At 71.8% G+C, this 21332-nt stretch carries 15 protein-coding genes; 8 read left to right on the forward strand and 7 right to left on the reverse strand.

The annotated features are described in order from the left end of the window. Positions 1–214 precede the first annotated feature (214 nt). Positions 215–1105 carry a hypothetical protein gene (locus ACZ55A_RS14670; protein WP_468839252.1) on the forward strand — a complete coding sequence of 297 codons (891 nt, stop codon included), beginning with the start codon at positions 215–217 and terminating at the stop codon, positions 1103–1105. 448 nt (positions 1106–1553) lie between these two features. After that, positions 1554–2429 carry a hypothetical protein gene (locus tag ACZ55A_RS14675; RefSeq protein WP_468839256.1) on the forward strand — a complete coding sequence of 292 codons (876 nt, stop codon included), beginning with the start codon at positions 1554–1556 and terminating at the stop codon, positions 2427–2429. 17 nt (positions 2430–2446) lie between these two features. On the opposite strand, the gene ACZ55A_RS14680 is transcribed toward ACZ55A_RS14675, so the two are convergent. After that, positions 2447–3145, reverse strand: coding sequence for a GntR family transcriptional regulator (locus ACZ55A_RS14680; RefSeq protein WP_468839259.1), 699 nt, complete (start codon positions 3143–3145; stop codon positions 2447–2449). Between the two features lie 173 nt (positions 3146–3318). On the opposite strand from ACZ55A_RS14680, the gene ACZ55A_RS14685 reads away from it, so the two are divergent. Both ACZ55A_RS14685 and ACZ55A_RS14690 read left to right on the forward strand, forming a co-directional pair. Further along, positions 3319–4158 carry a (2Fe-2S)-binding protein gene (locus ACZ55A_RS14685; protein WP_468839262.1) on the forward strand — a complete coding sequence of 280 codons (840 nt, stop codon included), beginning with the start codon at positions 3319–3321 and terminating at the stop codon, positions 4156–4158. A gap of 195 nt (positions 4159–4353) precedes the next feature. Then, positions 4354–5439, forward strand: a complete 1086-nt coding sequence (locus ACZ55A_RS14690; RefSeq protein ID WP_468839265.1) for a DUF2637 domain-containing protein — start codon at positions 4354–4356, stop codon at positions 5437–5439. Between the two features lie 39 nt (positions 5440–5478). Here the strand turns inward: ACZ55A_RS14690 and ACZ55A_RS14695 are convergent, their stop codons facing one another. Further along, complete coding sequence (locus ACZ55A_RS14695) at positions 5479–5856, reverse strand: ATP-binding protein (RefSeq protein WP_468840080.1); 378 nt, start codon at positions 5854–5856, stop codon at positions 5479–5481. Positions 5857–6175: 319 nt separating this feature from the next. Here ACZ55A_RS14695 and ACZ55A_RS14700 point away from each other — a divergent pair, with 319 nt between their 5' ends. Then, positions 6176–9280, forward strand: coding sequence for an alpha-mannosidase (locus ACZ55A_RS14700; protein WP_468839268.1), 3105 nt, complete (start codon positions 6176–6178; stop codon positions 9278–9280). Between the two features lie 45 nt (positions 9281–9325). On the opposite strand, the gene ACZ55A_RS14705 is transcribed toward ACZ55A_RS14700, so the two are convergent. Then, complete coding sequence (locus tag ACZ55A_RS14705) at positions 9326–11068, reverse strand: pyruvate dehydrogenase (RefSeq protein ID WP_468839271.1); 1743 nt, start codon at positions 11066–11068, stop codon at positions 9326–9328. Positions 11069–11595: 527 nt separating this feature from the next. On the opposite strand from ACZ55A_RS14705, the gene ACZ55A_RS14710 reads away from it, so the two are divergent. Continuing rightward, the gene (locus ACZ55A_RS14710) at positions 11596–12078 is read left to right on the forward strand and encodes a DUF456 domain-containing protein (protein ID WP_468839274.1); all 483 of its coding nucleotides are present in this window, start codon (positions 11596–11598) and stop codon (positions 12076–12078) included. 16 nt (positions 12079–12094) lie between these two features. Here ACZ55A_RS14710 and ACZ55A_RS14715 read toward each other — a convergent pair whose 3' ends face one another. The 4 genes from ACZ55A_RS14715 to ACZ55A_RS14730 form a co-directional block, all read right to left on the reverse strand. Continuing rightward, positions 12095–13699, reverse strand: coding sequence for an AlkA N-terminal domain-containing protein (locus tag ACZ55A_RS14715; protein WP_468840082.1), 1605 nt, complete (start codon positions 13697–13699; stop codon positions 12095–12097). A 153-nt stretch (positions 13700–13852) separates the two neighbouring features. Then, positions 13853–14980, reverse strand: a complete 1128-nt coding sequence (rsgA, locus tag ACZ55A_RS14720) for a ribosome small subunit-dependent GTPase A (RefSeq protein ID WP_468839277.1) — start codon at positions 14978–14980, stop codon at positions 13853–13855. Between the two features lie 286 nt (positions 14981–15266). Continuing rightward, positions 15267–17639 carry an NACHT domain-containing protein gene (locus tag ACZ55A_RS14725; RefSeq protein ID WP_468839280.1) on the reverse strand — a complete coding sequence of 791 codons (2373 nt, stop codon included), beginning with the start codon at positions 17637–17639 and terminating at the stop codon, positions 15267–15269. Between the two features lie 49 nt (positions 17640–17688). Next, entirely contained in the window at positions 17689–18792 is a 1104-nt protein-coding gene (locus tag ACZ55A_RS14730) for an alpha/beta hydrolase (RefSeq protein ID WP_468839283.1), read from the reverse strand. Between the two features lie 613 nt (positions 18793–19405). Between ACZ55A_RS14730 and ACZ55A_RS14735 the strand changes: the two genes are divergently transcribed. Next, positions 19406–20329, forward strand: a complete 924-nt coding sequence (locus tag ACZ55A_RS14735) for an NADP-dependent oxidoreductase (protein WP_468839286.1) — start codon at positions 19406–19408, stop codon at positions 20327–20329. Positions 20330–20363: 34 nt separating this feature from the next. After that, on the forward strand, positions 20364–21302 hold the full coding sequence (locus tag ACZ55A_RS14740; RefSeq protein ID WP_468839289.1) for an AraC family transcriptional regulator: 939 nt from the start codon (positions 20364–20366) through the stop codon (positions 21300–21302). The last annotated feature ends 30 nt before the right edge of the window (positions 21303–21332 follow it).

Below are 21332 nucleotides of genomic sequence, written 5' to 3' on the forward strand. Positions count from 1 at the left end.
GATCGGGTACGGCCCGTGCCCCGGCAGCGACCACGGCCCGCCGCAGCGCGGCCGTTCAGGGGCCTACAGGCCGCCCGCAACGCCCGTCCGGCGATTGTGAAATCATTCACCCGCCCCCTTGGCCCGGTGACGGAATTCGTGCTGAGATTCGCCCACAGCTTCCGACTTCCAGCTCAATGGCGCGCTCGGGGAGGGCAATGTGGCGGATACCGCCATGCCAGGATCCACGGATGCCGCGGATCCCGTCAGTTCTGGGGATCCCGTCGAATACGCGGATCCGGTCAGGTCCGCGGATCCGGTACCGATTCCGCTGCCGGGACCGGCATCCGCACCGGAAGTACCGGCAGCCGCAAGGGTCATAGGGGACGATCCCCTCGACCGGGCCGTATGGCGGCTGCGCTCCCGTGGCTGCTGGGACGACGCGGCGGCCCTCCTGGAGCCGCACGCCGCCGGGGACGCCTCCGCCGCGCTGCGCCGCGCCGCCCTCCTGGTGGAGCGCTGCATGTTCACCGCCAACGGGTGGGCCGAGGCCGAGGATGCGCTGCGCACCGCCGAGGCGCTGGCCGGTGATGACGACGAGCGGGGCGGCGCGGCCTGCGAACGCGGCCACCTCGCGTACGCCGCCACGGTCCTGGGCGTAAGGGACCGGGCCGACGAGGCGCGCTCGGCGCTGGGCCGGGCCGCCGCGCTGCTGGCCCCGGCCGCCCCCGGGCGCCCGCTGCTGGACTTCCGCCGCGGGCTGATGGCCGAGCACGTCGCCGACAGCCCGGACGCGGCCCGGGCCGCGTACCGCCGCGCACACGCCGGCGCCACCGCACAGGACGACACCCTGCTGCTCTCCTTCACCTGGCGCCATCTGGCCGGACTCGCCCTGCGCGACGGCGAGTTGGCGGAGGCCCGGCACGGTTTCGCCGAGTCGCTGCGGATCCGCGAGGACCTGGGTTTCCTCATCGGCACGGCACCGGCCCTCGCGGCGCTGGCGGACGCGGCGCCGGAAGGCGATGCCGACCGGTTGCGCGCCGAGGCCGCCCGGCTCTTCCGCCTCATGGGCGGTGTCCCCACCTGGCTCGCCGACCATCTCTCCACGGCTCCGGCGGCCACGTAACCCGACGAGGGGCGGCGTCGCCCGACGACGGACGACGACCCGCTCGTGCCGGGCGACGGACTTTCCCCGCTCCGGAAACGGTCAACCAGCCGCAACCTGCCGCTGGTTGGCCGTTTTCGTGCGCGCTCGCCATGAACACGTCACCGGCGCGCCGTCAACCCCTCGTAGTCGGCCATGCAGGGCCCGGCGCCGATTGGCCGGATATCGACGGTCCCCGCGGCGGATCGGCCGGGGCCTGACGGTTGACGTACCGGCCCGGCTTCGACGCGCCGAGCGAACCGGGAGGTGGGACCATGAGCGAAGGCCCCGGGGCAGCGGCGCCCCACAACGCCCCACTGGCCCCGAGAATGGCCGCAAGTCGCACTGTGACGCGACGGTGGGGACTGGATGCTGGTCCAGGACCAGCGTGGGCCCCCCTCCCATTGACCGATGCCTTTCAGGAGGCGCCGTGGCAGCAGCAGTGACCAAGACAACCGCCGGAACCGACTGGGGCAAGGCGGATTTCGAGGCGATCTACAACTGCCCTGATCCCCGTCGGTACTTCACCACCCTGCAACCCCTGGACTACCAGATTCCGCACCACGGCCAGGCGGTGTTCCGCGCCGTGGCCGGAGCCCTCCAGCGGCTCCGGAGCGACCGCCCGCCACTCAACGTCGTCGACCTGTGCTGCTCATACGGGGTGAACGCGGCACTGCTCAACTACGGGCTGTCCCTCACCGATCTCTACGAGCGCTATACGAGGTACCGCCAGGACGTCCCGACGACCCGTCAACTCGCCGAAGAGGACCGCACGTTCTTCGCCACCCGGCGCCGCGCCGAAGCCTTCCGGGTGACCGGCCTCGACGCGGCCGGGCACGCGGTCGCCTATGCACGGTCGGTCGGCCTGCTCGACCACGGCTTCGCGGAGAACCTGGAGCTCACGGAGCCGAGCCCGGAGCTGTGCCAGGCGCTGGCCGGCACCGACCTGATCACCGTCACCGGTGGCGTCGGCTACATCACCGAGCGTACCTTCGGCCGTCTCCTCGACTGTGTGTCCGCGCCGCCATGGATCGCCGCGTTCGTCCTGCGCGAGGTGTCCTACCGGCCGGTCTCCGCCCTGCTGGCCCGCGCCGGCCTGGTGACGGAGAAGGTCACCACCCGTACGTTCCGCCAGCGGCGGTTCGCCGACGCCAACGAGCGCCGCTCCGCGTTCGAGGCGCTGGCCGCACGCGGGCTGTCCGTCGCGGGCAAGGAGTCCGACGGCTACTACCACGCCGACCTGTATGTGTCCCGGCCCGCCGCCGATGTCGCGGCGCTCCCCCTGGCAGAGCTACTGCCGGAATGACGCGGACCCCGCGGCCATCAGTGCGGGTGGCGTGCCACCGACACATGGTCGCGGGCGATCCGCTCGGCCACCGCGTACTCCTGCGCGATCAGCGCATCGAGCAGCGCCGTGTGCTCGGAGGCGTCGGCCAGCAGCTCGGCCGTACGCAGCCGGGAACCGCCGGCCACCGACCAGTGCGCACGGCGCAGCAGATCGCCGGTGACCTCGGTGAGCCGGCGGTTGCCGGTGAGCGAGATCACCGCCTGGTGGAAGCCGTGGTCGGCCTCGGCGTAGCCGGCCCGGTCCCCGCGGGCGGCGGCCGCGACGCCCTCGGCGGCGAGCGGCCGCAGCTGCTCCCAGCGCTCCGGGGGCAGCGCCCGGGCCAGCCGGACGATCGCGGGCACCTCCAACATGGCGCGGACCTCGGCCAGCTCGGCCAGGTCGCGCGGGCTGCGCTCGGCGACCCGGAAGCCCCGGTTGGGCACGACCTCGACCGCCCCCTCGCCCGCGAGCTGCTGCATGGCCTCGCGGACCGGGGTCGCCGAGACGCCGTAGCGCTCGGCGAGCGCCGGAGCGGAGTAGACCTCGCCGGGGATCAGCTCACCGTCGACCAGGGCTCGGCGCAGCGCGGCGAGCACCTGGCCACGGACGGAGTGCCGCTGGGGTACGACGGGGCCGGCCTGCGCGGGCACCCTGGCCCCTGCGCGCGGCTGCTCTTCCGCAGCACCCTGCTCCATGACGGCTCCTCCTGACGTTCCCAGCACCATAGGCGGCCTCGGCCACAGTTCAAATCCGGCAGCCGGTCCCGGACAGTCTGCGGGCTGCCGGGCCTGGCTCCCGTCGGGCGCGGGTAAGTCTTCGGATAAGGTAAGCCTTACCTGCTGACGCTCGCGATTCGGTGGTCTCCCGCATGACGTCTGCCCCCGCCGCCCGGCTCACCGCCCACCCCGTGGCCGACGCCTACGCCCGGCTCACCGAGGTGTTCCCCGGCCTCCAGGTGACCCTCCGGGACTCGGCGCCGCCCACCAGTGACGGCTGGGTCGGCGCCGCAGATCTGGCGGCCGGCGGCGCGGCGCTCGAAGCGTTTCTGGCCTGCGAGGACGCCCAGATCATGCGGGAGTACGGCCGGCGCGCCCGGACCGATGTGACGGCCGCCTTCGCCCTGCACCGCTACGCCTGGCCCGCCTGTCTGCTGATCACCATCCCCTGGTTCCTGCACCGCCGGGTCCCCCGGCTGCCCGTGCGGGACGTCTCCTTCCACCGGGAGCCGGCCCGGATGGCGGTGCGCATCGGCGCCTTCGGGTGCCTGCCGGACGATCCGGCGGCGGCGCTGCCCGGCGCCCGGGTCGTGGCGGACGAGGAGGCGCTGCGCGCGGAGGTGCGGTCCGCGGTCGCCGCGCATCTGCGGCCCGTACTGGACGGGTTCCGCCCCCGGATGCGGCGCGGGCCGCGGGCGCTGTGGGGCACGGCGTCCGACGAGATCGTCGAGGGGCTGTGGTACGTGGGCCATCTGCTGGGCGAGGAGCCCCGCGCGGTGGCCGAACTGGAGCGGCTGCTGCCGGGCGCCACCGCACCGTACGTCGGCGGCGCGGGGTTCCGTACGCTGACCGGCCCGGCCGGCGAGACGCTGCCGACCCGGGACCGTGCCAGCTGCTGCATGTTCTACACACTGCGCCCCGAGGACACCTGCGTCACCTGCCCCCGCACCTGCGACACGGATCGCATCAGGCGCCTCACGGCAACCACCTGACCCCCACACCACCCGTTCGGGTCGTTGCATTCGAACGCAACTCGCCGACCTCACAAGGGAGTTCGACGAGACGCGGGCCATCCGCCGGTCTCCGGTCCTCCTTGGCGTGCTCTTGCCCCGAAACCCCCTGTACGAGGGGTGCGTTCCGCCAGGATGTCGCGCACATCGCGTACCCGAGGCAAAGGGATCCCCGCAATGAGAACGACGGATATATCGCTGGCCTGGATGGTTCCCGGCGCCCTGCTGCTCGGCGCCGCGATGGCCGCCGTGGCACTGCTGGTGCGCGGCAGGCGCGCCGCCGCACGGGCCGGCGCGGACGACTCCTGGGAGCGCAGCGAGGAGCGCCGCCGGCGCAAGGAGGCCATCTTCGCCTCCGCCTCCTATCTGCTGCTGTTCTGCTGTGCCGCGGTCGCGGCCGCACTGTCCTTCCACGGTCTGGTCGGCTTCGGCGTGCAGAACCTCGGCCTCTCCGGCGGCTGGGAGTATCTGGTGCCCTTCGGTCTCGACGGCGCGGCGATGTTCTGCTCCGTCCTGGCCGTACGGGAGGCCAGCCACGGCGATGCCGCGCTCGGCTCGCGGATGCTGGTGTGGACGTTCGCGGGCGCCGCGGCCTGGTTCAACTGGGTGCATGCGCCGCGCGGCCTCGACCACGCGGGCGCACCGCAGTTCTTCGCCGGTATGTCACTGTCCGCCGCGGTGCTCTTCGACCGGGCGCTCAAGCAGACCCGCCGTGCGGCGCTGCGTGAACAGGGCCTGGTACCCCGTCCGTTGCCGCAGATCCGGATCGTGCGCTGGCTGCGCGCTCCCCGTGAGACCTTCGCGGCCTGGTCGCTGATGCTGCTGGAGGGCGTACGGACGCTGGACGAGGCGGTCGAGGAGGTCCGCGAGGACCGGCGCGAGCGGGAGCAGAACCGGCTGCGCCGACGCGAGCAGAGCAGGCTCGACCGGGCCCGCATCAGGGCCCTCAACCGGCAGCACCGCTCCTGGGGCCGCGGTGGCGGCCGTCAGCTGGCGGTGACGCCGGCCGCGTCGGCCCCCGCCGAAGTGGCCGGCCCGGACCCCGCCATAGCCGGCGAGCCCGTGCCGCTGCCCGCCGGAGACCTGCCCGTGCGCTCCCGCCCGGCCCTCAAGGCCGTATCGGGCGCTGACGCCGACCCCCTCGACACCGTGGCCGCCCCCTCGCGGGCCGTCGATCTCACTGCCGAGGACGACACCCAGACGCTGCCCCGTCTGGACTCCCTGGAGGAGAAACTCGCCGAGATCGAACGGCAATTCGGCTGACCCGTGGCGGACCGCGCCGGCCCACACCACCGCTTCCGGTCAGGCCGGTCCGCCGCCCAGCTCGAACCACACGCACTTGCCGAAGCCCTCGGAGCGCACCCCCCAGGCGTCGGCCAGCGAGCGCACCAGCATCAACCCCCGGCCGGATGTGCCGTCCGTGGTCGCCGCCCGCACCTCCGGGCTCCCGGAGGTACAGTCCCGCACCTCCACCCGCAGCCGGTCGCCGATCCTGGCCGTGACGACTGCGCCGCCCTCCGCATGCACCAGGGCGTTGGTCACCAATTCGCTGGTCAGCAGCGTCGCGACTTCGGCGAGTTCACCGCCGCGCGAGGCCGGCCAGCGGCTCAATAACTTGCGCAGCTCCCGGCGCACCTCGCCCACGGCACGCAGATCCGCATGCCGTACCTTCCGCTCCAGCACGCCCGGCGCCCGCGCCGTCGTCGCTCCGTCCCGGCTCCCCTCCGTCGTCTCGTGCCGTCTTTCCCGCTCCTCGCGCCGCACAGGCTGACGCATTCTCTCCCCCGCCCCCACGTACCTCGGCGCCCGGTCTCGAACAGCCTCACGGTCAGCATGCCCATCGGGCCGGTCGCCATGCTTCCGCCCGCGGCCATGGCTCGCATGCGCCCCCCGCGCGCCGGGTGGGCCGGGCCGGACCCAGTGGGTATGCCTGATCCGAGCCTGGCGTGAAGGCGCGGCCGGGCTCCGGATGCGTCCCCGATGAGCCTGAGGAGCCGCTGTGCACGACGACCGACTGCTGGTGGAGGGGCGCCTGGAGCGGGCGCTGGGGCAGTTCATCCGGCCCGCGCAGTACGCGGCGCGGGTGCCGCTGCGGCTGGCGGCATGGCACGTGGCGGGCGAGCCGGTGCCGGTGCGGGAGGCGTTGCAGGCCTCATATGAGCCGTTCGCGGCCGGTGAGCCGTGGGGGCCGCCGTGGTCGACGAGCTGGTTCCGGCTGGCGGGCGAGGTGCCCGGCGACTGGGCGGGGCGGCGGGTGGAGGCCGTCATCGACCCCGGGTTCAGCGGCGACGGGCCCGGCTTCCAGGCCGAGGGCCTGGTGTACGACGCCGAGGGCGTACCGCTCAAGGGCATCCACCCCCGCAACCGGCATGTCCCGGTCGGCGCGCCGGTCAGCGGCGGCGAGGAGGTGCGGCTGCTGCTGGAGGCCGCCGCGAACCCGGCGGTGCTGCGCGACTTCCGCCCCACCGACCTCGGCGACGTCCGCACCGCGCCCGACCGCCCGCTGTACCGCTTCGCCTCGGCGGATCTGGCCGTGCTCGACGAGACCGTCTGGCATCTGGTCCTCGACATCGAGGTGCTCTCGGAGCTGATGCACGAACTGCCCGCCGACCGCCCGCGCCGCCACGAGATCCTGCGGGCCCTGGAAGACATGCTGGACGCGCTCGATCTGCACGATGTCGGCGGTACTGCGGCAGCAGGCCGGGCCGCCCTGGCGGAGGTCCTCGCCCGCCCGGCCACCGCCAGCGCCCACCGCGTCTCGGCCACCGGGCACGCCCATATCGACTCCGCCTGGCTGTGGCCGCTGCGCGAGACCGTGCGCAAGGCCTCCCGCACTTTCGCCAATGTGACCCAACTTGCCGAGGAGTACCCGGAGTTGGTGTTCTCCTGCTCGCAGGCGCAGCAGTACGCCTGGGTCAAGGAGCACCAGCCGCACATCTGGACGCGCATCAAGGAGGCCGTACGCCAGGGCAATTGGGTTCCGGTCGGCTCGATGTGGGTGGAGTCCGACGCCAATATGCCCGGCGGCGAGGCACTGGCCCGGCAGCTCGTCCACGGCAAGCGGTTCTTCCTGGAGGAGCTGGGGGTGGAGACCGAGGAGATCTGGCTGCCGGACTCCTTCGGCTACACCGCCGCCTTCCCGCAGCTGGCCCGGCTGGCCGGCGCGAAGTGGTTCCTGACCCAGAAGCTGTCGTGGAACCAGTCCGACAAGATGCCGCACCACACGTTCTGGTGGGAGGGCATCGACGGCACCCGGGTCTTCACCCACTTCCCGCCGGTCGACACCTACAACGCCCAGTTCCACGCCCGCGAACTCGCCCACGCCGAGCGGAACTTCGCCGACAAGGGCCGCGCCACCAGCTCCCTGGTGCCGTTCGGCTGGGGCGACGGCGGCGGCGGTCCGACCCGCGACATGCTGGAGCGGGCCCGCCGGCTGCGTTCCCTGGAGGGCTCCCCGCGCGTCGCCGTCGAACCGCCGGCCCGCTTCTTCGAGGCCGCCCACGAGGAGTACGGGGCGGCGGCGCCGGTCTGGTCGGGCGAGCTGTACCTCCAGTACCACCGCGGTACGTACACCTCGCAGGCGAAGACCAAGCAGGGCAACCGGCTCTGTGAACACCTGCTGCGCGAGGCCGAGTTGTGGTCCACGACGGCGGCGGTGCGCTCGGGCGCGAGCGGCGGTTACGCGTACCCGTACGACGCTCTCGACCGGCTCTGGAAGACCGTTCTGCTGCACCAGTTCCATGACATCCTGCCGGGCTCGTCCATCGCCTGGGTGCACCGGGAGGCCCGTGCGACCTATGCCTCGGTGGTGGCGGAGCTGACCGAGCTCATCGAGGCGGCGATCGACGCGCTCGGCGAGCCGGCCGCCGGGCCGCCGACGGCGTTCAACGCCTCCCCGTATGACCGGAACGAGATCATCGAGCTGCCCGGCCAGGCCCCCGTCCCCGTCCACGTACCCGCACTGGGCTCGGCGCCCGTCCGCCCGCCCGCCCCGGACTCCCCCACCCCGCCACCCCCGCCCGTACGGACCACCACCGGCCCCGACGGCACCCTCACCCTCGACAACGGACTCCTCCGCGTCCGGATCGACACCGACGGTCTGCTCGTCTCCGTACGCGATCTGCACGCGGGGCGGGAGGTCCTGGCGCCGGGCACCCGCGGCAATCTGCTGCAACTGCACCCCGACCACCCCACCAAGTACGACGCCTGGGACCTCGACCCGCACTACCGCCACCGGCACACCGATCTGACCGATGCCGAGTCCGTCGAGCTGCTGGCGCCCGGACCACTGACCGCCGCGGTACGGGTGACCAGGGCTTTCGGCGCCTCCCGGCTCACCCAGGAGCTGATCCTGCGGGCCGGTGCGCACCGCCTCGACATCCGCACCGAGATCGACTGGCACGAATCGGAGAAGGTCCTCAAGGCCGCCTTCCCACTGGATGTGCACGCCGAACGGTCCACCTCCGAGGTGCAGTTCGGGCATGTGCACCGCCCCACCCACACCAACACCAGCTGGGACGCCGCCCGTTACGAGATCTGCGCGCACCGCTGGCTACAGGTGGCCGAACCGGGCTACGGCGTCGCCCTCCTCAACGACGCGACCTACGGTCACGACGTCACCCGCACCCCGCACCCCGACGGCCTCGGGACGACCGTACGGCTGACCCTGCTGCGCGCCCCGCACAGCCCCGACCCGGAGACCGACCAGGGCACCCACCACTTCACCTACGCACTGCGGCCGGGCGCCGGGGTCGGTGACGCGGTCGCCGAGGGCCTGGCGCTGAACCTCCCCCTCCGCCTCGCCGCCACCGCACCGCCCGTTGCCCCGCTGATCCGCGTCGACCACCCGGCGCTCACCGTCGAATCGGTCAAGCTCGCCGAGGACCGCAGCGGCGATGTGGTCGTCCGGCTCTACGAGTCCCGGGGCGGCCGGGCCACCGGCACCCTCTCCCCCGGCTTCCCCGTCGAACGTGCCACCGTGACCGACCTGCTGGAGCGCCCGCTGCACGACGAGGAGGAGGGCCCGACCTCCGATGTCACCCTCGACCTCCGCCCCTTCCAGATCCTGACGCTACGGCTGCGCCCCCAGCGTCAGCATGCGTAGGGGCTTCTCCCCCCAGGACTGTCTCCCCAGGGCGTGTCCTCCCGCTCACATCCGGGGAATGTTGCGCAGATTGGACCGCGCCATCTGCACCATCCGCCCCACGCCGCCGTCCAGCACCATCTTTCCCGCCGACAGGGCGAAGCCGGACACCATCTCCGCGCTGATCTTCGGCGGCATGGACAGGGCATTGGGGTCGGTGACGACATCGACCAGCGCCGGGCCCTTGCGCTTGAAGGCCTGGCGCAGGGCGCTGCGCAACTGCTTGGGCTTCTCCACCCGGATGCCGTACGCCCCGGCCGCGCGGGCGATGGCGGCGAAGTCCGGGTTGCGGTTGGTCGTGCCGTACGACGGCAGTCCGGACACCATCATCTCCAGCTCGACCATGCCCAGCGAGGAGTTGTTGAACAGCACCACCTTCACCGGCAGGTCGTACTGGACCAGGGTGAGGAAGTCGCCCATCAGCATGGCGAATCCGCCGTCGCCCGACATCGAGACGACCTGCCGACCGCGGTCGATGAACTGGGCACCGATCGCCTGCGGCAGCGCGTTCGCCATCGAGCCGTGGCTGAACGAACCGATCACCCGGCGACGGCCGTTGGGGGTGAGATAGCGGGCCGCCCAGACGTTGCACATGCCGGTGTCGACGGTGAAGATCGCATCGTCCGCGGCCTCCTCGTCCAGCACGGAGGCGACGAACTCCGGGTGGATCGGCGTGCGCTTCTCCACCTTGCGGGTGTAGGCCTTGACCACCCCCTCCAGCGCCTCCGCGTGCTTCTTCAGCATCCGGTCCAGGAACTTGCGGTTGGTCTTGACCTGGACCTTGGGGATCAGACAGCGCAGCGTCTCGCGGACATCGCCCCAGACCGCGAGGTCGAGCTTGGTGCGGCGGCCCAGGTGTTCGGGGCGGACATCGACCTGCACGATCTTGACGTCGTCGGGCAGGAACGCGTTGTACGGGAAGTCCGTGCCGAGCAGGATCAGCAGATCGCACTCGTGCGTGGCCTCGTAGGCCGCGCCGTAACCCAGCAGGCCGCTCATGCCGACGTCGTACGGGTTGTCGTACTGGATCCACTCCTTGCCGCGCAGCGCATGTCCCACGGGGGACTTCACCCGTTCGGCGAACGCCATCACCTCGGCGTGCGCGCCCGCCGTACCGCTGCCGCAGAACAGCGTGACCTTGCGGGCCTCGTCGATCATCCGGGCCAGCTGGTCGATCTCCTCGTCGCCGGGGCGTACGGAGGGCCGCGTGGTGACCAGGGCGTGCTCGGGGGCCCGCTCGGGCGCCTGCTCGGCGGCGAGGTCACCGGGGAGGGCGACCACCGCCACCCCGCTCTGCCCGACGGCGTGCTGGATCGCCGTCTGGAGCACACGCGGCATCTGCTTGGTGCTGGAGATCAGTTCGCTGTAGTGGCTGCACTCGGTGAACAGCCGGTCGGGGTGGGTCTCCTGGAAGAAGGTGGTGCCGATCTCGCTGGACGGGATGTGGGAGGCCAGGGCGAGGACCGGGGCCATCGAGCGATGGGCGTCGAAGAGCCCGTTGATCAGGTGCAGATTGCCCGGACCGCAGGAGCCGGCGCAGGCCGCGAGCTTGCCGGTGAGCTGCGCCTCCGCCCCGGCGGCGAAGGCGGCGGCCTCCTCGTGCCGGACCTGGATCCACTCCAGCGCGGAGTTCCGGCGGACGGCGTCCACCACCGGGTTCAGGCTGTCGCCGACGACCCCGTAGAGCCGCTGCACCCCCGCGCGCACCAGGATGTCCACGAACTGCTCGGCCACGGTCTGCTTCGCCATCTCGCGCTCGCTCCTTCGACGGGTGCCCCCCGCTGGCTTCCTGGGCTGCTGGGCTGCTGGGCTGCTGGGCTGCTGGGCTGCTGGGCTGCTGGGCTGCTCCCCTCCGTCCCATGAACCCACGGGGCGTGAGCGGCCGCCTCCGGGCCGCGTCTCCCTGACGGGCGACCGGACGGGCGACGAAGACGGACTCTTGCCACCGGTTCCGGCCCGACCGGCCCTGCACAGCAGCGGGGGCGTCACCTGGCCAGGCGAACGCCCTGCGGAAACAGGGCACGCGGTGGCCGGCAACAACGCTCTCCGCCAGTCGGGTGTCACCGCGGTCCGCGGCACCGCCGGTCCCGGCGCACAGCTCGCGGGCGGTGCGGGGCAGGCGCTCCCCGACGGGCGGCCGGTCCGGCGGTCGCGGCAGGGGTGCCGGCGCCGGGTCCGCAAGCGTTTCCGGGCCGCTTCCGGCAGTCTTGGGCCATGAGAGAGCGCAGCGTACGAGCCGTCACCGGGCGTACGCCCGCCGGGAGTGAGGCCCGCGGATGAGTTCCTGGCAGCTGGTCGCGGTCGGCCTGCTGATGCTGCTGGGACTGGTCGGTGTGCTGGTGCCCGGTATCCCCGGCCCGTTGATCGTCTGGGCCGGTGTGCTGTGGTGGACGGCGACCGAGAAGTCCGGCCTGGCCTGGACGCTGCTGATGGGCGCCACCGCCCTGCTGCTCCTCAATCAGGCGCTGAAGTGGCTGCTGCCGGCCCGCAATCTGCGTGCCGCGGGCGCGCCGTACCGCACGCTGTTCCTGGCAGGCACGGCCGGCATCGTGGGCTTCTTCGTGATCCCGGTCATCGGCGGCCCGCTGGGCGCGGTCGGCGGTCTCTACCTCCTGGAGCGGGTCCGGCTCGGCAGCCATGGCGATGCCTGGGCCTCGACCCGTACGGTCATGCGCACCGTGGGGCTGAGCGTACTGATCGAGCTGTTCGTGTGTCTGCTGGTGGTCGGGGCCTGGGTGGGGGCCGTACTGGGAGGCTGAGTACGGGCCGGTGGGCTCACCCGGCCGGGGCGGCCCCGGCGAACACCGGCCGGCGCCACGCTGCGGACGCGTCCGCCGTCCCCGGCAGCTCGCCCGCGGGCAACAGCCCGGCACACCACAGATGATGCAGCGCATACGCACCCCAGGGCCGCCACGCCCCCGCGAGCCGCACACCCTCCCCTGCCACCACACCGCTCTCTACACCGCTCTCCGTACCGCCGATGTCCGGGTCGCCCAGCGCCCGCATCCTGATGTATGCGGCCGCCCTCGGGCCGATTCCGGGCAGTGCGGCCAGCGCACGTTCGGCGGCGTGCCGGTCCGCGCCCGCGTCCAGCAGGACCGTGCCCTCCGTGAGCGCGGTGCACAGCGTGCGCACCGGCTCCCCGGCTTCCGGTGCGCCGGTCAGCTCCCCGGGCGCGGGAAAGAGGTGGGTGAGGCCGCCGTGGGCCGCCTCCAGCGGCGTGCCGTACGCCCGTACCAGCTCGGCGGCGCGCTCCGGCGGCCCGCCGAGGACGATCCGTACGGCCAGCTCCTCGGGGTCCGCGGCACCGGGCGAACGCAACCCCGGCCGTTCGGCCACCAACGGTCCGAGCAGCGGGTCCGCGCCCAGCCGCTCGGCGACCGCATACGGGTCGGCATCCAGGTCGAACAGCCGGCGCATCCGCTGCACTGCCGTCGACAGGTCCCGCAGATCGGTCAGCCGCAGCCGGCACTCCAGCCAGCCGCCGTCCGCACCGCGCTCCGCCGGGCACACCAGCCCGGCCGGCGGCCGGCGCCGTCCGCGCGGCCCGGCGGGCTCGTCGACTTCGGCGATCCCGCTGCCGTAGTCCAGCCGCAGCGTACGGCGGTAGGTGCGCGACCCTCGCGGCCCGCAGACCTCCTCCACCCCGGGCACCGCCCGTACCTCCAGGAAGTCAAAGATCTCGGCCGTCGCACACGGTCCCCGGTACGCCAGCCGCAGCGGAATCCCCCCGCCCGCCGACGCCCCCCGGCCCCCGGCTCCTGGCCCCGCCGAACGCCCCCCTCTCCCGGCGCGCGTGCCCGGTACTGCTCCCCCGCCGCGGCGCCCGGCCGCCGCCCGCAGCTCGCTCGGCGTGCCCGCGTAGATCTCCCGCATGGTGTCGTTGAACTGCCGGATGCTGGCGAATCCGGCGGCGAAGGCCAGCTCGGTGACCGGCAGCCGCGTGGTCTGGAGCAACACCCTGGCGGTATGCGCCCTGCGGGCCCGCGCCAGTGCCACCGGCCCCGCGCCGAGCTCCGCCGTCAGCTGCCGCTGCACCTGCCGCGCGCTGTACCCCAGCCGCCGCGCAAGCCCGTCGACGCCCTCCCGGTCGACCACCCCGTCCTCGATGAACCGCATAGCCCGGCCCACCAGATCAGCCCGCACATTCCACTCGGCCGAACCGGGTACGGCATCCGGCCGGCACCGCCGACAGGCCCGGAACCCGGCCGCCTGCGCCGCCGCGGCGGACGCGAAGAACCGCACATTCACCCGCTTGGGAGTGGCCGCAGGACAGCTCGGCCGGCAGTAGATACCGGTCGTCACCACCGCGAAGAAGAACTCCCCGTCGAACCGCCCGTCCCGGCTGGACACCGCTTCGTAACTGGTCTCGTCGTCCATCACACACCCAGTCTGAGCCGCACACCCGCACTCTCACTGGCGGAAATCGGACATGGCGTTCCCGGCGGACGACAGCCCCCGCCGGCCGCCCTGCCGAGCAGCGCCGCAGGGCCGGCCCCTCAGCGGGCCGGCCCGTTCCCCCAGCGGCTCACCTCACCTCCGCGGCCCCCGCTTCCGCTCCATCATGTGCCGGCCCAGCGCCTGCTTCTGCCTCCAGTCCCGCCGGATCTCGGCACGCAGCCGGGCGTCCGTCTTCGCCACGATCCGCTGGTTCTCACGCAGCAGCTTGCGGTAGCTCTCCAGCCGACGCACCGCCAACTCGCCGTTCTCCACGGCTTCTTGGACCGCGCACCCGGGCTCTGTCTCATGCGCACAGTCATGGAAACGGCACTCCTCGGCCAGCGCCTCGACATCCGAGAACGTCCGGGCCAGCCCGCCTCCGGCGTCCCACATCCCGACGCCCCGCAGCCCTGGCGTATCGATCAGCACCCCGCCACCGGGCAGCGCATGCAGATCCCGCGTGGTCGTGGTGTGCCGCCCCTTGCCGTCCCGGTCCCGGATGGCCTGCACGACCTGCACGCTCTCGCCGAGCAGCGCGTTGGCCAGCGTGGACTTACCGGCACCGGACTGCCCCAGGAGTACGGACGTCCCGCCACCGAGCACCGCGGCCAGCGCATCGAGCCCCTCACCGGTCGCCCCACTGACCGCCAGCACCTGAACCCCCGGAGCAGCGCCCGCAGCATCGGCGAGGAGATGCTCCAGCCCGCCCAGCTCCCCCACCAGATCCGCCTTGGTCAACACGACCAGCGGCTGCGCCCCGCTCTCCCAGGCCAGCGAGACGAACCGTTCGATGCGCCCGAGGTCCAGCACATCGGCCAGCGAGACCGCGATCACCGCATGATCGACGTTCGCCGCCAGGACCTGCCCCTCGGAACGCTTGGACGACGTCGACCGCACGAACGACGTACGCCGCGGCAGCAACACCCTTACGACACCGTCGACATGATCGCCCACACGGCCGTTCTCCAGGTCCACCACGGCCCAGTCACCGGTGCACGGCACCCGCATCGGATCGCTGGTCGCCACGAGTGCGGTGTCCGCGAGAACGGTACGGATGCCGGCCCCGTCGGGCACCACTGCATCCACGCGCCCGCGGTCCACGCGGACGATACGGCCGGGCACAAGCCCCTGCCCGGCAAAGGGAAGAAAACTCTCCGCGAATCCGTCGTCCCAGCCGTAGCCGGTCAGCGGATGCGCAGCAGAGAGATCGAGGTCGAACAACGGGATGACCCTTCAAGAAGGAGCGGTCCCGGCTACGCGCGCAACGCGCGAGAAGAGAAGGAGAAATCGAGTCAGCCGGAGACCACGGAGGTGGAATTGATGAACTTCTGGATGCGGGCAGCGCCCCTCGCAACGACAGTCATCAGTACTCACCTCCCGAATCCCTCAACAGCCAACGACGGCAGCCCCAGGGCACCGTCAGGAACATCGCCGAGAGTAGAACAGCACCAGGCAACAGCGCCAACCCTTTTATGCCTGCCAGGCGGTCAATTGGCTCGCTGCCGCCTTACAGCCGTTTCCGGTTCAGATGGCCCTGGAGCCGTGCATGCCGGAACTGGTAGACCGCGCCGGCCTGGCGGAGCACGCCTCGTCGGTGGGCGTCCGCCAGGAAGGCGTTCACGGTCCAGGGCAGCCGGCCGGTCAGCGGTAGCCAGATGCGGGACAGGGTCACCCACTGGCCCCACGCCGTCAGGCTGAGTCCGTAGGCGAGGCCGCCGCCCAGCCAGCCCACGGCCCAGATCAAGATCCAGTCGTCGACCCTGATCACCTGGAGCCCGTACAGGATCCCGCCCACGATCCCGATGACGAGCCCGAACACCAGCAGGTGGAAGAGCACCGTCGCGCGGTTGGTGCGCAACAGCTCAGAGGGACTGACCGCGGTTTCGAGGTCGATGGGGGCTTCCAGCGAGGCCGTGAGCGCGAACGTGAGGCCGGCGGCAAGACCGTACGCGAGCCCGCTGCGGAGCCCGAGTTCCGACCCATGGACGAGCAAGGTCATGAGCCCGTACTCGGTCTCCGACAGTCCGATCACGAGCGTTTCCACGAGCCAGCCGGTGAATCCGAAGCCGAACCCGCCCACGAGTCCGATCGCCAGCCTGGGGGCGAACTCCTTGCGCATCTCCTTCGTGCCGCCGAGAAGCCGCACGCGTGCACGCGACGGCTCACGTGCCTTGTTGCCGTACCTGAGTCCGTACACGAGCCCGAAGATCAGACCGGACGTGGACCCGAACGAAAACCCGTTCAGGAGGCCCACTCTGAGTGCCGGCACGAGTCCGTACCCCACGTAGTGCAACGCGGACCACATCACCAGCACGTCCACAAGTCCGAGGGCCAGACCGGCCATGAGGCCGATCACGCACATGCGCGACCAGCGGCTCAGCGTGCTGCCCAGTTCCCACCAGGCGAGGTCGCGGGCGCCGAGCCGGTCCAGGTGCTGGGCGAGGTGGCCGAGCCAGTGCGGGACGCGTTCGCGGTGGGCCGGGGGCTGATCGCGGTACACCGCGGGGATGAAGTTGTCGAGGAGGTGGTCTTCGAGGGCCTCGGGGGTGTCGAAGCGGTCGGTGTCCAGCAGTACGGACGGATCGCGGTCCGGGGTGTCGCTGTAGATGGTGCGGGCGAGCGCGACCATCAAGGGAGTCGTCAGCACCGTGGCGAGACGGCGGGCGGCCGGGTCCTGGGGATGGTCGCGCAGGTACGTCAGGACCGGATCCCACACGGTCGAGGTGGGGGTGGCCTTGCGGGAGGTGCGCGGCAGGTAGTCGTGCAGGTCGGCCACCGAGAGGTCGGTCAGTTCGATACCCGCGGCCGAGGTCAGTGCCTTGTGCTGCACGGCCGCGGTGTATTCGGTACGGCGGCTGGTCAGCAGCAGGGGCATCTTCGCGTTGTCGTTGAGCCTCTCCAGCGCGGCACGGTGCAGGCCGTCGGCGATCTCGTCGAACCCGTCGAGGACGGGAAGGATACGGTCGTTCTCGACCAGCTCGGCGGCCAGGGACGACGTACCGGGCCCGGAGCCCGGGTCGGGGCCCGGCGCGGCCAACCCGGGGTAGTCGCGCTCCAGTTGGCCGGTCAGCCAGCGGCGCAGTGGTGTGGTGGCGGGGTTCCACGACGCGAGGCTGAAGATCACCGGCACGGGGTCGGTGGAACGGCTGCGAACCGTCAGCAGGTCCAGGACGAACCGTATGGTGAGAATCGTCTTTCCCGAGCCCGCGCGGCCCAGCACCACCAGCCGTCCGGACGGAATCCGCCGGTAGACGTCCACGATCTCGTTCAGCCGGCCGGCCAGGGCCAGTGGCGGGACGTCCGCGTCCAGGGAGCAGCAGATGTTGGACCAGTGGTCCGTCAGCTCATCGGGCGCCGGCCGCCAGCACACCGGCAGCGGGATCGGATCCTGGATCTTCCGGTGTTCCTCCTCGCCCCGCCACTGCCTGCGGATCAACTCCGCCAGCCGGTCCGCGGCGTCGTCCAGCGCGCTGTGGAAGGTGGGGAGCGGCCGGACGTCGACGAAGGTCACGTTGTCGACCGCTCCGGCCATGACCAGGGGGCCGCTCACGGTCCCACTCATGGTGTTGGACGTGGTGCTCCCACTCGCACCCTCGGGCGTCGCCGCCACGCCGGACGTCCGCGCCGCATGGGCCGTCCTCGCCGCGCCGGCCGACGCGCCCCGGCTCGACGCGCGCCGGCCCGCCGCGGCAGTGCCGGTCCGGAGGCGATGCACCTCGCGGACGACGATCACCGCGGCCGGCCCGATGACCACGGCCCCGGCCCACGGCGCGTACCTGGCCGGCACCAGGCCGGTTGCCGCCGCCAGACCGCCGGCCAGTACGAGCACGACGGGCGCCAGCGTGCCGAGGAGCCTGGCGACCGGCGACGGCCGTCTCACGCTGCCGCCCCTGCGGATGCGGGCCCCGGCAGTCCGCCGGTCGCGACGGTCACGGGTGCTGAAGGCGCTTCATGATCAGCTTCACGTAGTCGTCCATATCGGCCTGGAGGCACGGATACTGGGCGTGTTTGCCGGTGCAGCCCTCGGCCCATGTGCTGCCGTCGCCGTAGTCCACGAAGCGGTACGGGATGCCGGCCGCCTTCAGGTGGGCCGCGGTCGTCACGGTCGTCCGGCGGGCTCCGTTCTCGAACACGGCCTGGATCGGGTTGTCCAGCAGGTTGCCGCCGTCGCCGCTGTACATCGCGACGCCCATACCGCGCAGCTTGTCGACGTGCTGGGCGGGGCTCGCCTCGTTCCAGGCACGGTCGAGGGGCCACACCGGCAGCCCGAAGACCGCGTCGGGCATCGCGAACGGCGTCCCGGAGTCCGGCAGCACTCCGCTGCCGACAACGGCGGCGCGCACCAATGGATCCTGGAGGTCGAGGCCGCCGGAGAAACTGCCCACGTAGCTGAACAGCTCCGGCCGGTCCTCGGCGTAGTGGAACGCGCCGAAGCCGCCCATCGAGTGGCCGACGATCGCCCGGCCCTTCTTGGCGGGGATGGTCTTCAGGTTGGCGTCGATGAACGGGATGACCTGGTCGAGGTGGAAGGTCTCCCAGTTCTGGCGGCCCCGCGAGCCGGGGTTCCGCCAATTCGCGTACCAGCCGTGGCCGCCGCCGTTCGGGCTGACCGTGATCAGCGGCTCGTCCTTGGCCGACCGCTCGGCGAAGTCCTGGTTCCATTTGGAGTTCGGGAGGTCGCCGCGGCCGTGCAGGTTGTAAAGCACCGGGTAGTGGGTGCCGGCGGCGCCGTCGTACCCGGTCGGCAGAGTGACCATCACGACGTGCTCGCCCGGGACCTGGCCCGCCATCGCATCGTAGGTCGGGACCTGGTCGGACTTCACCGTGAAGATGAACGTGCGCTCCTTGCCGTCCACCCATTTCGGCTGGCTGACCACGGTGAGGCCGTAACCGTCGGCAAGGTGCGGTGGCGCGGTCGCGGCATGTGCGACGGGTGCGGCCGGTCCGGACATTCCCAGCATTCCGAAGAGGGCGGCCAGGCCGACGAGCGCGGCGGCCCGGCCGCGTAAGACGCCCTTGGACAGGATCCTCATGCGATTTCCCCCCGTTTTCGACATGGACCCGCTGTGACCTGAGCGAGCGGGTACGGCTGAACATGCGCACCAGCTTGGTACGCATGGAAGCACCGGAAGTTCTGTGCGGTACTTACTGCGTCAGCTGGCCAGAGACGGTGCCGTAGTTGCTTGGCCAGACCTGATTCCAGATGGTGAGGCGAGCCGCCTGATGCTGTCAACACACCTTTAAGTGAAGGGAGTTGAGAGATGATATGAGGTTCTGGCGTGCCCGGCATTCCGGGGCCTGGTTCCCTGCCCACGCCGCTCAGGGAGCCAGGCAGCAGACCCGCGTCGAACGGTGGTTGGACTGCGAGGAGGGTGAGCGCCGACTGCGCCGGCGTACGCCATTGACATGCGCGCCCGGAACGCGGATTCGATTCCCGTCACCCGGACCGAGCGCTTCACCTTCACCCAGGGCGCCATCAACCTCTGCGGCGAGTATGGCCGAGAGCACCCATCATCAAGACGCTGGGACATGCAGCCGAGACGGAAGGCCATTCTGCGGCTCGTTCGATCTCCCTAGTGTTGAGGACATCAAGCAAGACCCGAGCCGGACATCGAATCAACCGGCCGTAAACCAGGGAGAGTTACCGTGCGCGCAGTGATCCAGAAGTCCTTCGGCGGCCCCGAGGTCCTCGAGGTGGTGGAGACCGAGCGGCCGAAGCCGCTGTCCGGCGAGGTCCTTGTCAAGGTCCACGCCAGTGCGGTCAACCCGGTGGACGTGGCCGTCAGGTCCGGCGCCTTCCCGCTGCTCGGCGAGCCGCCGTTCGGCGTGGGCTGGGACATCTCCGGGGTGGTCGAAGAGGCCGGACCCGGCGCCAGGTTCGCGGTGGGCGACGAGGTCTACGGGATGCCGTTCTTCCCCCGCGCCGCCACCGGTTACGCCGAGTACGTCGCCGTACCGTCCCGCCAGGTGGCCCGTAAGCCCGCCTCGCTCGACCATGTGCACGCCGCTGCCCTCCCCCTCGCCGCGCTCACGGCCTGGCAGGGCCTGGTGCAGGCGGCAGGCGTCAAGGAGGGCGACCGGGTACTGATCCAGCGGGCGGCCGGTGGCGTCGGCCACTTCGCAGTGCAGATCGCGAAGGCACGCGGCGCCCACGTCATCGCCATCGCCAGTGCGGCTCGGCACGATTTCGTCCGCGGCCTCGGCGCCGACGAGATCATCGACTACCGGACCACCGACTTCACCGAGGTCGTCAAGGACGCCGACGTGGTCCTCGACTCCACCGCCCAGGGCGATCTCTCGCTCGGCGCCCTGCGCCCCGGCGGCGTACTCATCAGCATCCTGGAACACGGCAACCCGGAGCTCGCAGCCCGCGTCGAGGCGGCCGGGCGGCGCTTCGCCGGCATCTCGGTCGAGCCGGACTACGCCGCACTCGAAGCGATCGCCGAGCTGGTCGACGCCGGCCTGATCCGCCCGTACGTCCAGGAGACGTTCCCGCTGGAGGAGGCCGGTAAGGCACATGAGCTGGTCGGCTCGGGACACGTACAGGGCAAGATTGTCCTGACGGTCTGACCGCGACGGGCCGCACCAGGGAGGGCGAGGCCGGATGGACATCCTCACCGAGGCGCTGGCCTCGATGCGCACCGGGCACCCGGCGTCCGTACGGACCAACGGCCGCGCCCCCTGGGGCCTGCGTCTGCCACCGGTCGCAGGCGCCGGGTTCCATGTGGTGTTGTACGGGACCTGCTGGCTGGTCCCCCTCGATGACGCACCACCGCATCTGAAGCCGATCCCGCTGAGCCCCGGCGATGTGGTCTTCCTGCGCAACGGGCGGGGCCATATCCTCGCCGACCAGCCCTCCACCCCGGCCGAGGAGCCCAAGGCGGAGCAGTTCCAAGGGGGTTCACCGATCGGCTCGGTCACGATCGGCGGCGAGGGCCCCGAGACCAGCCTGCTGTGCGGCAACTACCACCTGGACCAGGGCCGCCCGCACCCCCTGGTGCGTCAGCTGCCCGAGGTGATCCATCTGCCGACGCGGCACGGCCGCCATCCGGAGCTGAGCGCCGCCGTCCAGCTCCTCGGCTCCGAGCTGGAGAACCCGCGCATCGGCTCGGACGGCATCGTCCCCGCCCTGATCGACTCGCTGCTCCTCTACATCCTGCGGGCCTGGCTGGACGATCAGCCCCCGACCGCCGCCCAGGGGTGGGCCGCGGCCCTGGGTGACTCGGCGGTGGCGCCCGCGCTGTCGGCCATTCACGACGACCCCTCGGCCCAGTGGACGGTCGAGTCGCTGGCCCGGCGGGCCGGGCTGTCCCGCGCCGCCTTCGCCCGGCGGTTCGCCGCGCTGGTGGGCGAACCGCCGATGGCCTATCTGACCCGCTGGCGCATGACGACCGCCGCCCGTCTGCTGCGCGAGTCCGACGCCCCACTGGCGACGGTCGCCGCCCGCACCGGCTACGGCTCGGAGTTCGCCTTCGCCAAGGCCTTCAAACGGGAGTACGGCCTGGCCCCGGGCGGCTACCGTCGCCAGGCCAGGGCGGCCTAGAGGGCGCCCTGGGTCCGTTGTCAGTGGTCC

This window comes from Streptomyces sp. NPDC034111 (assembly GCF_055575375.1).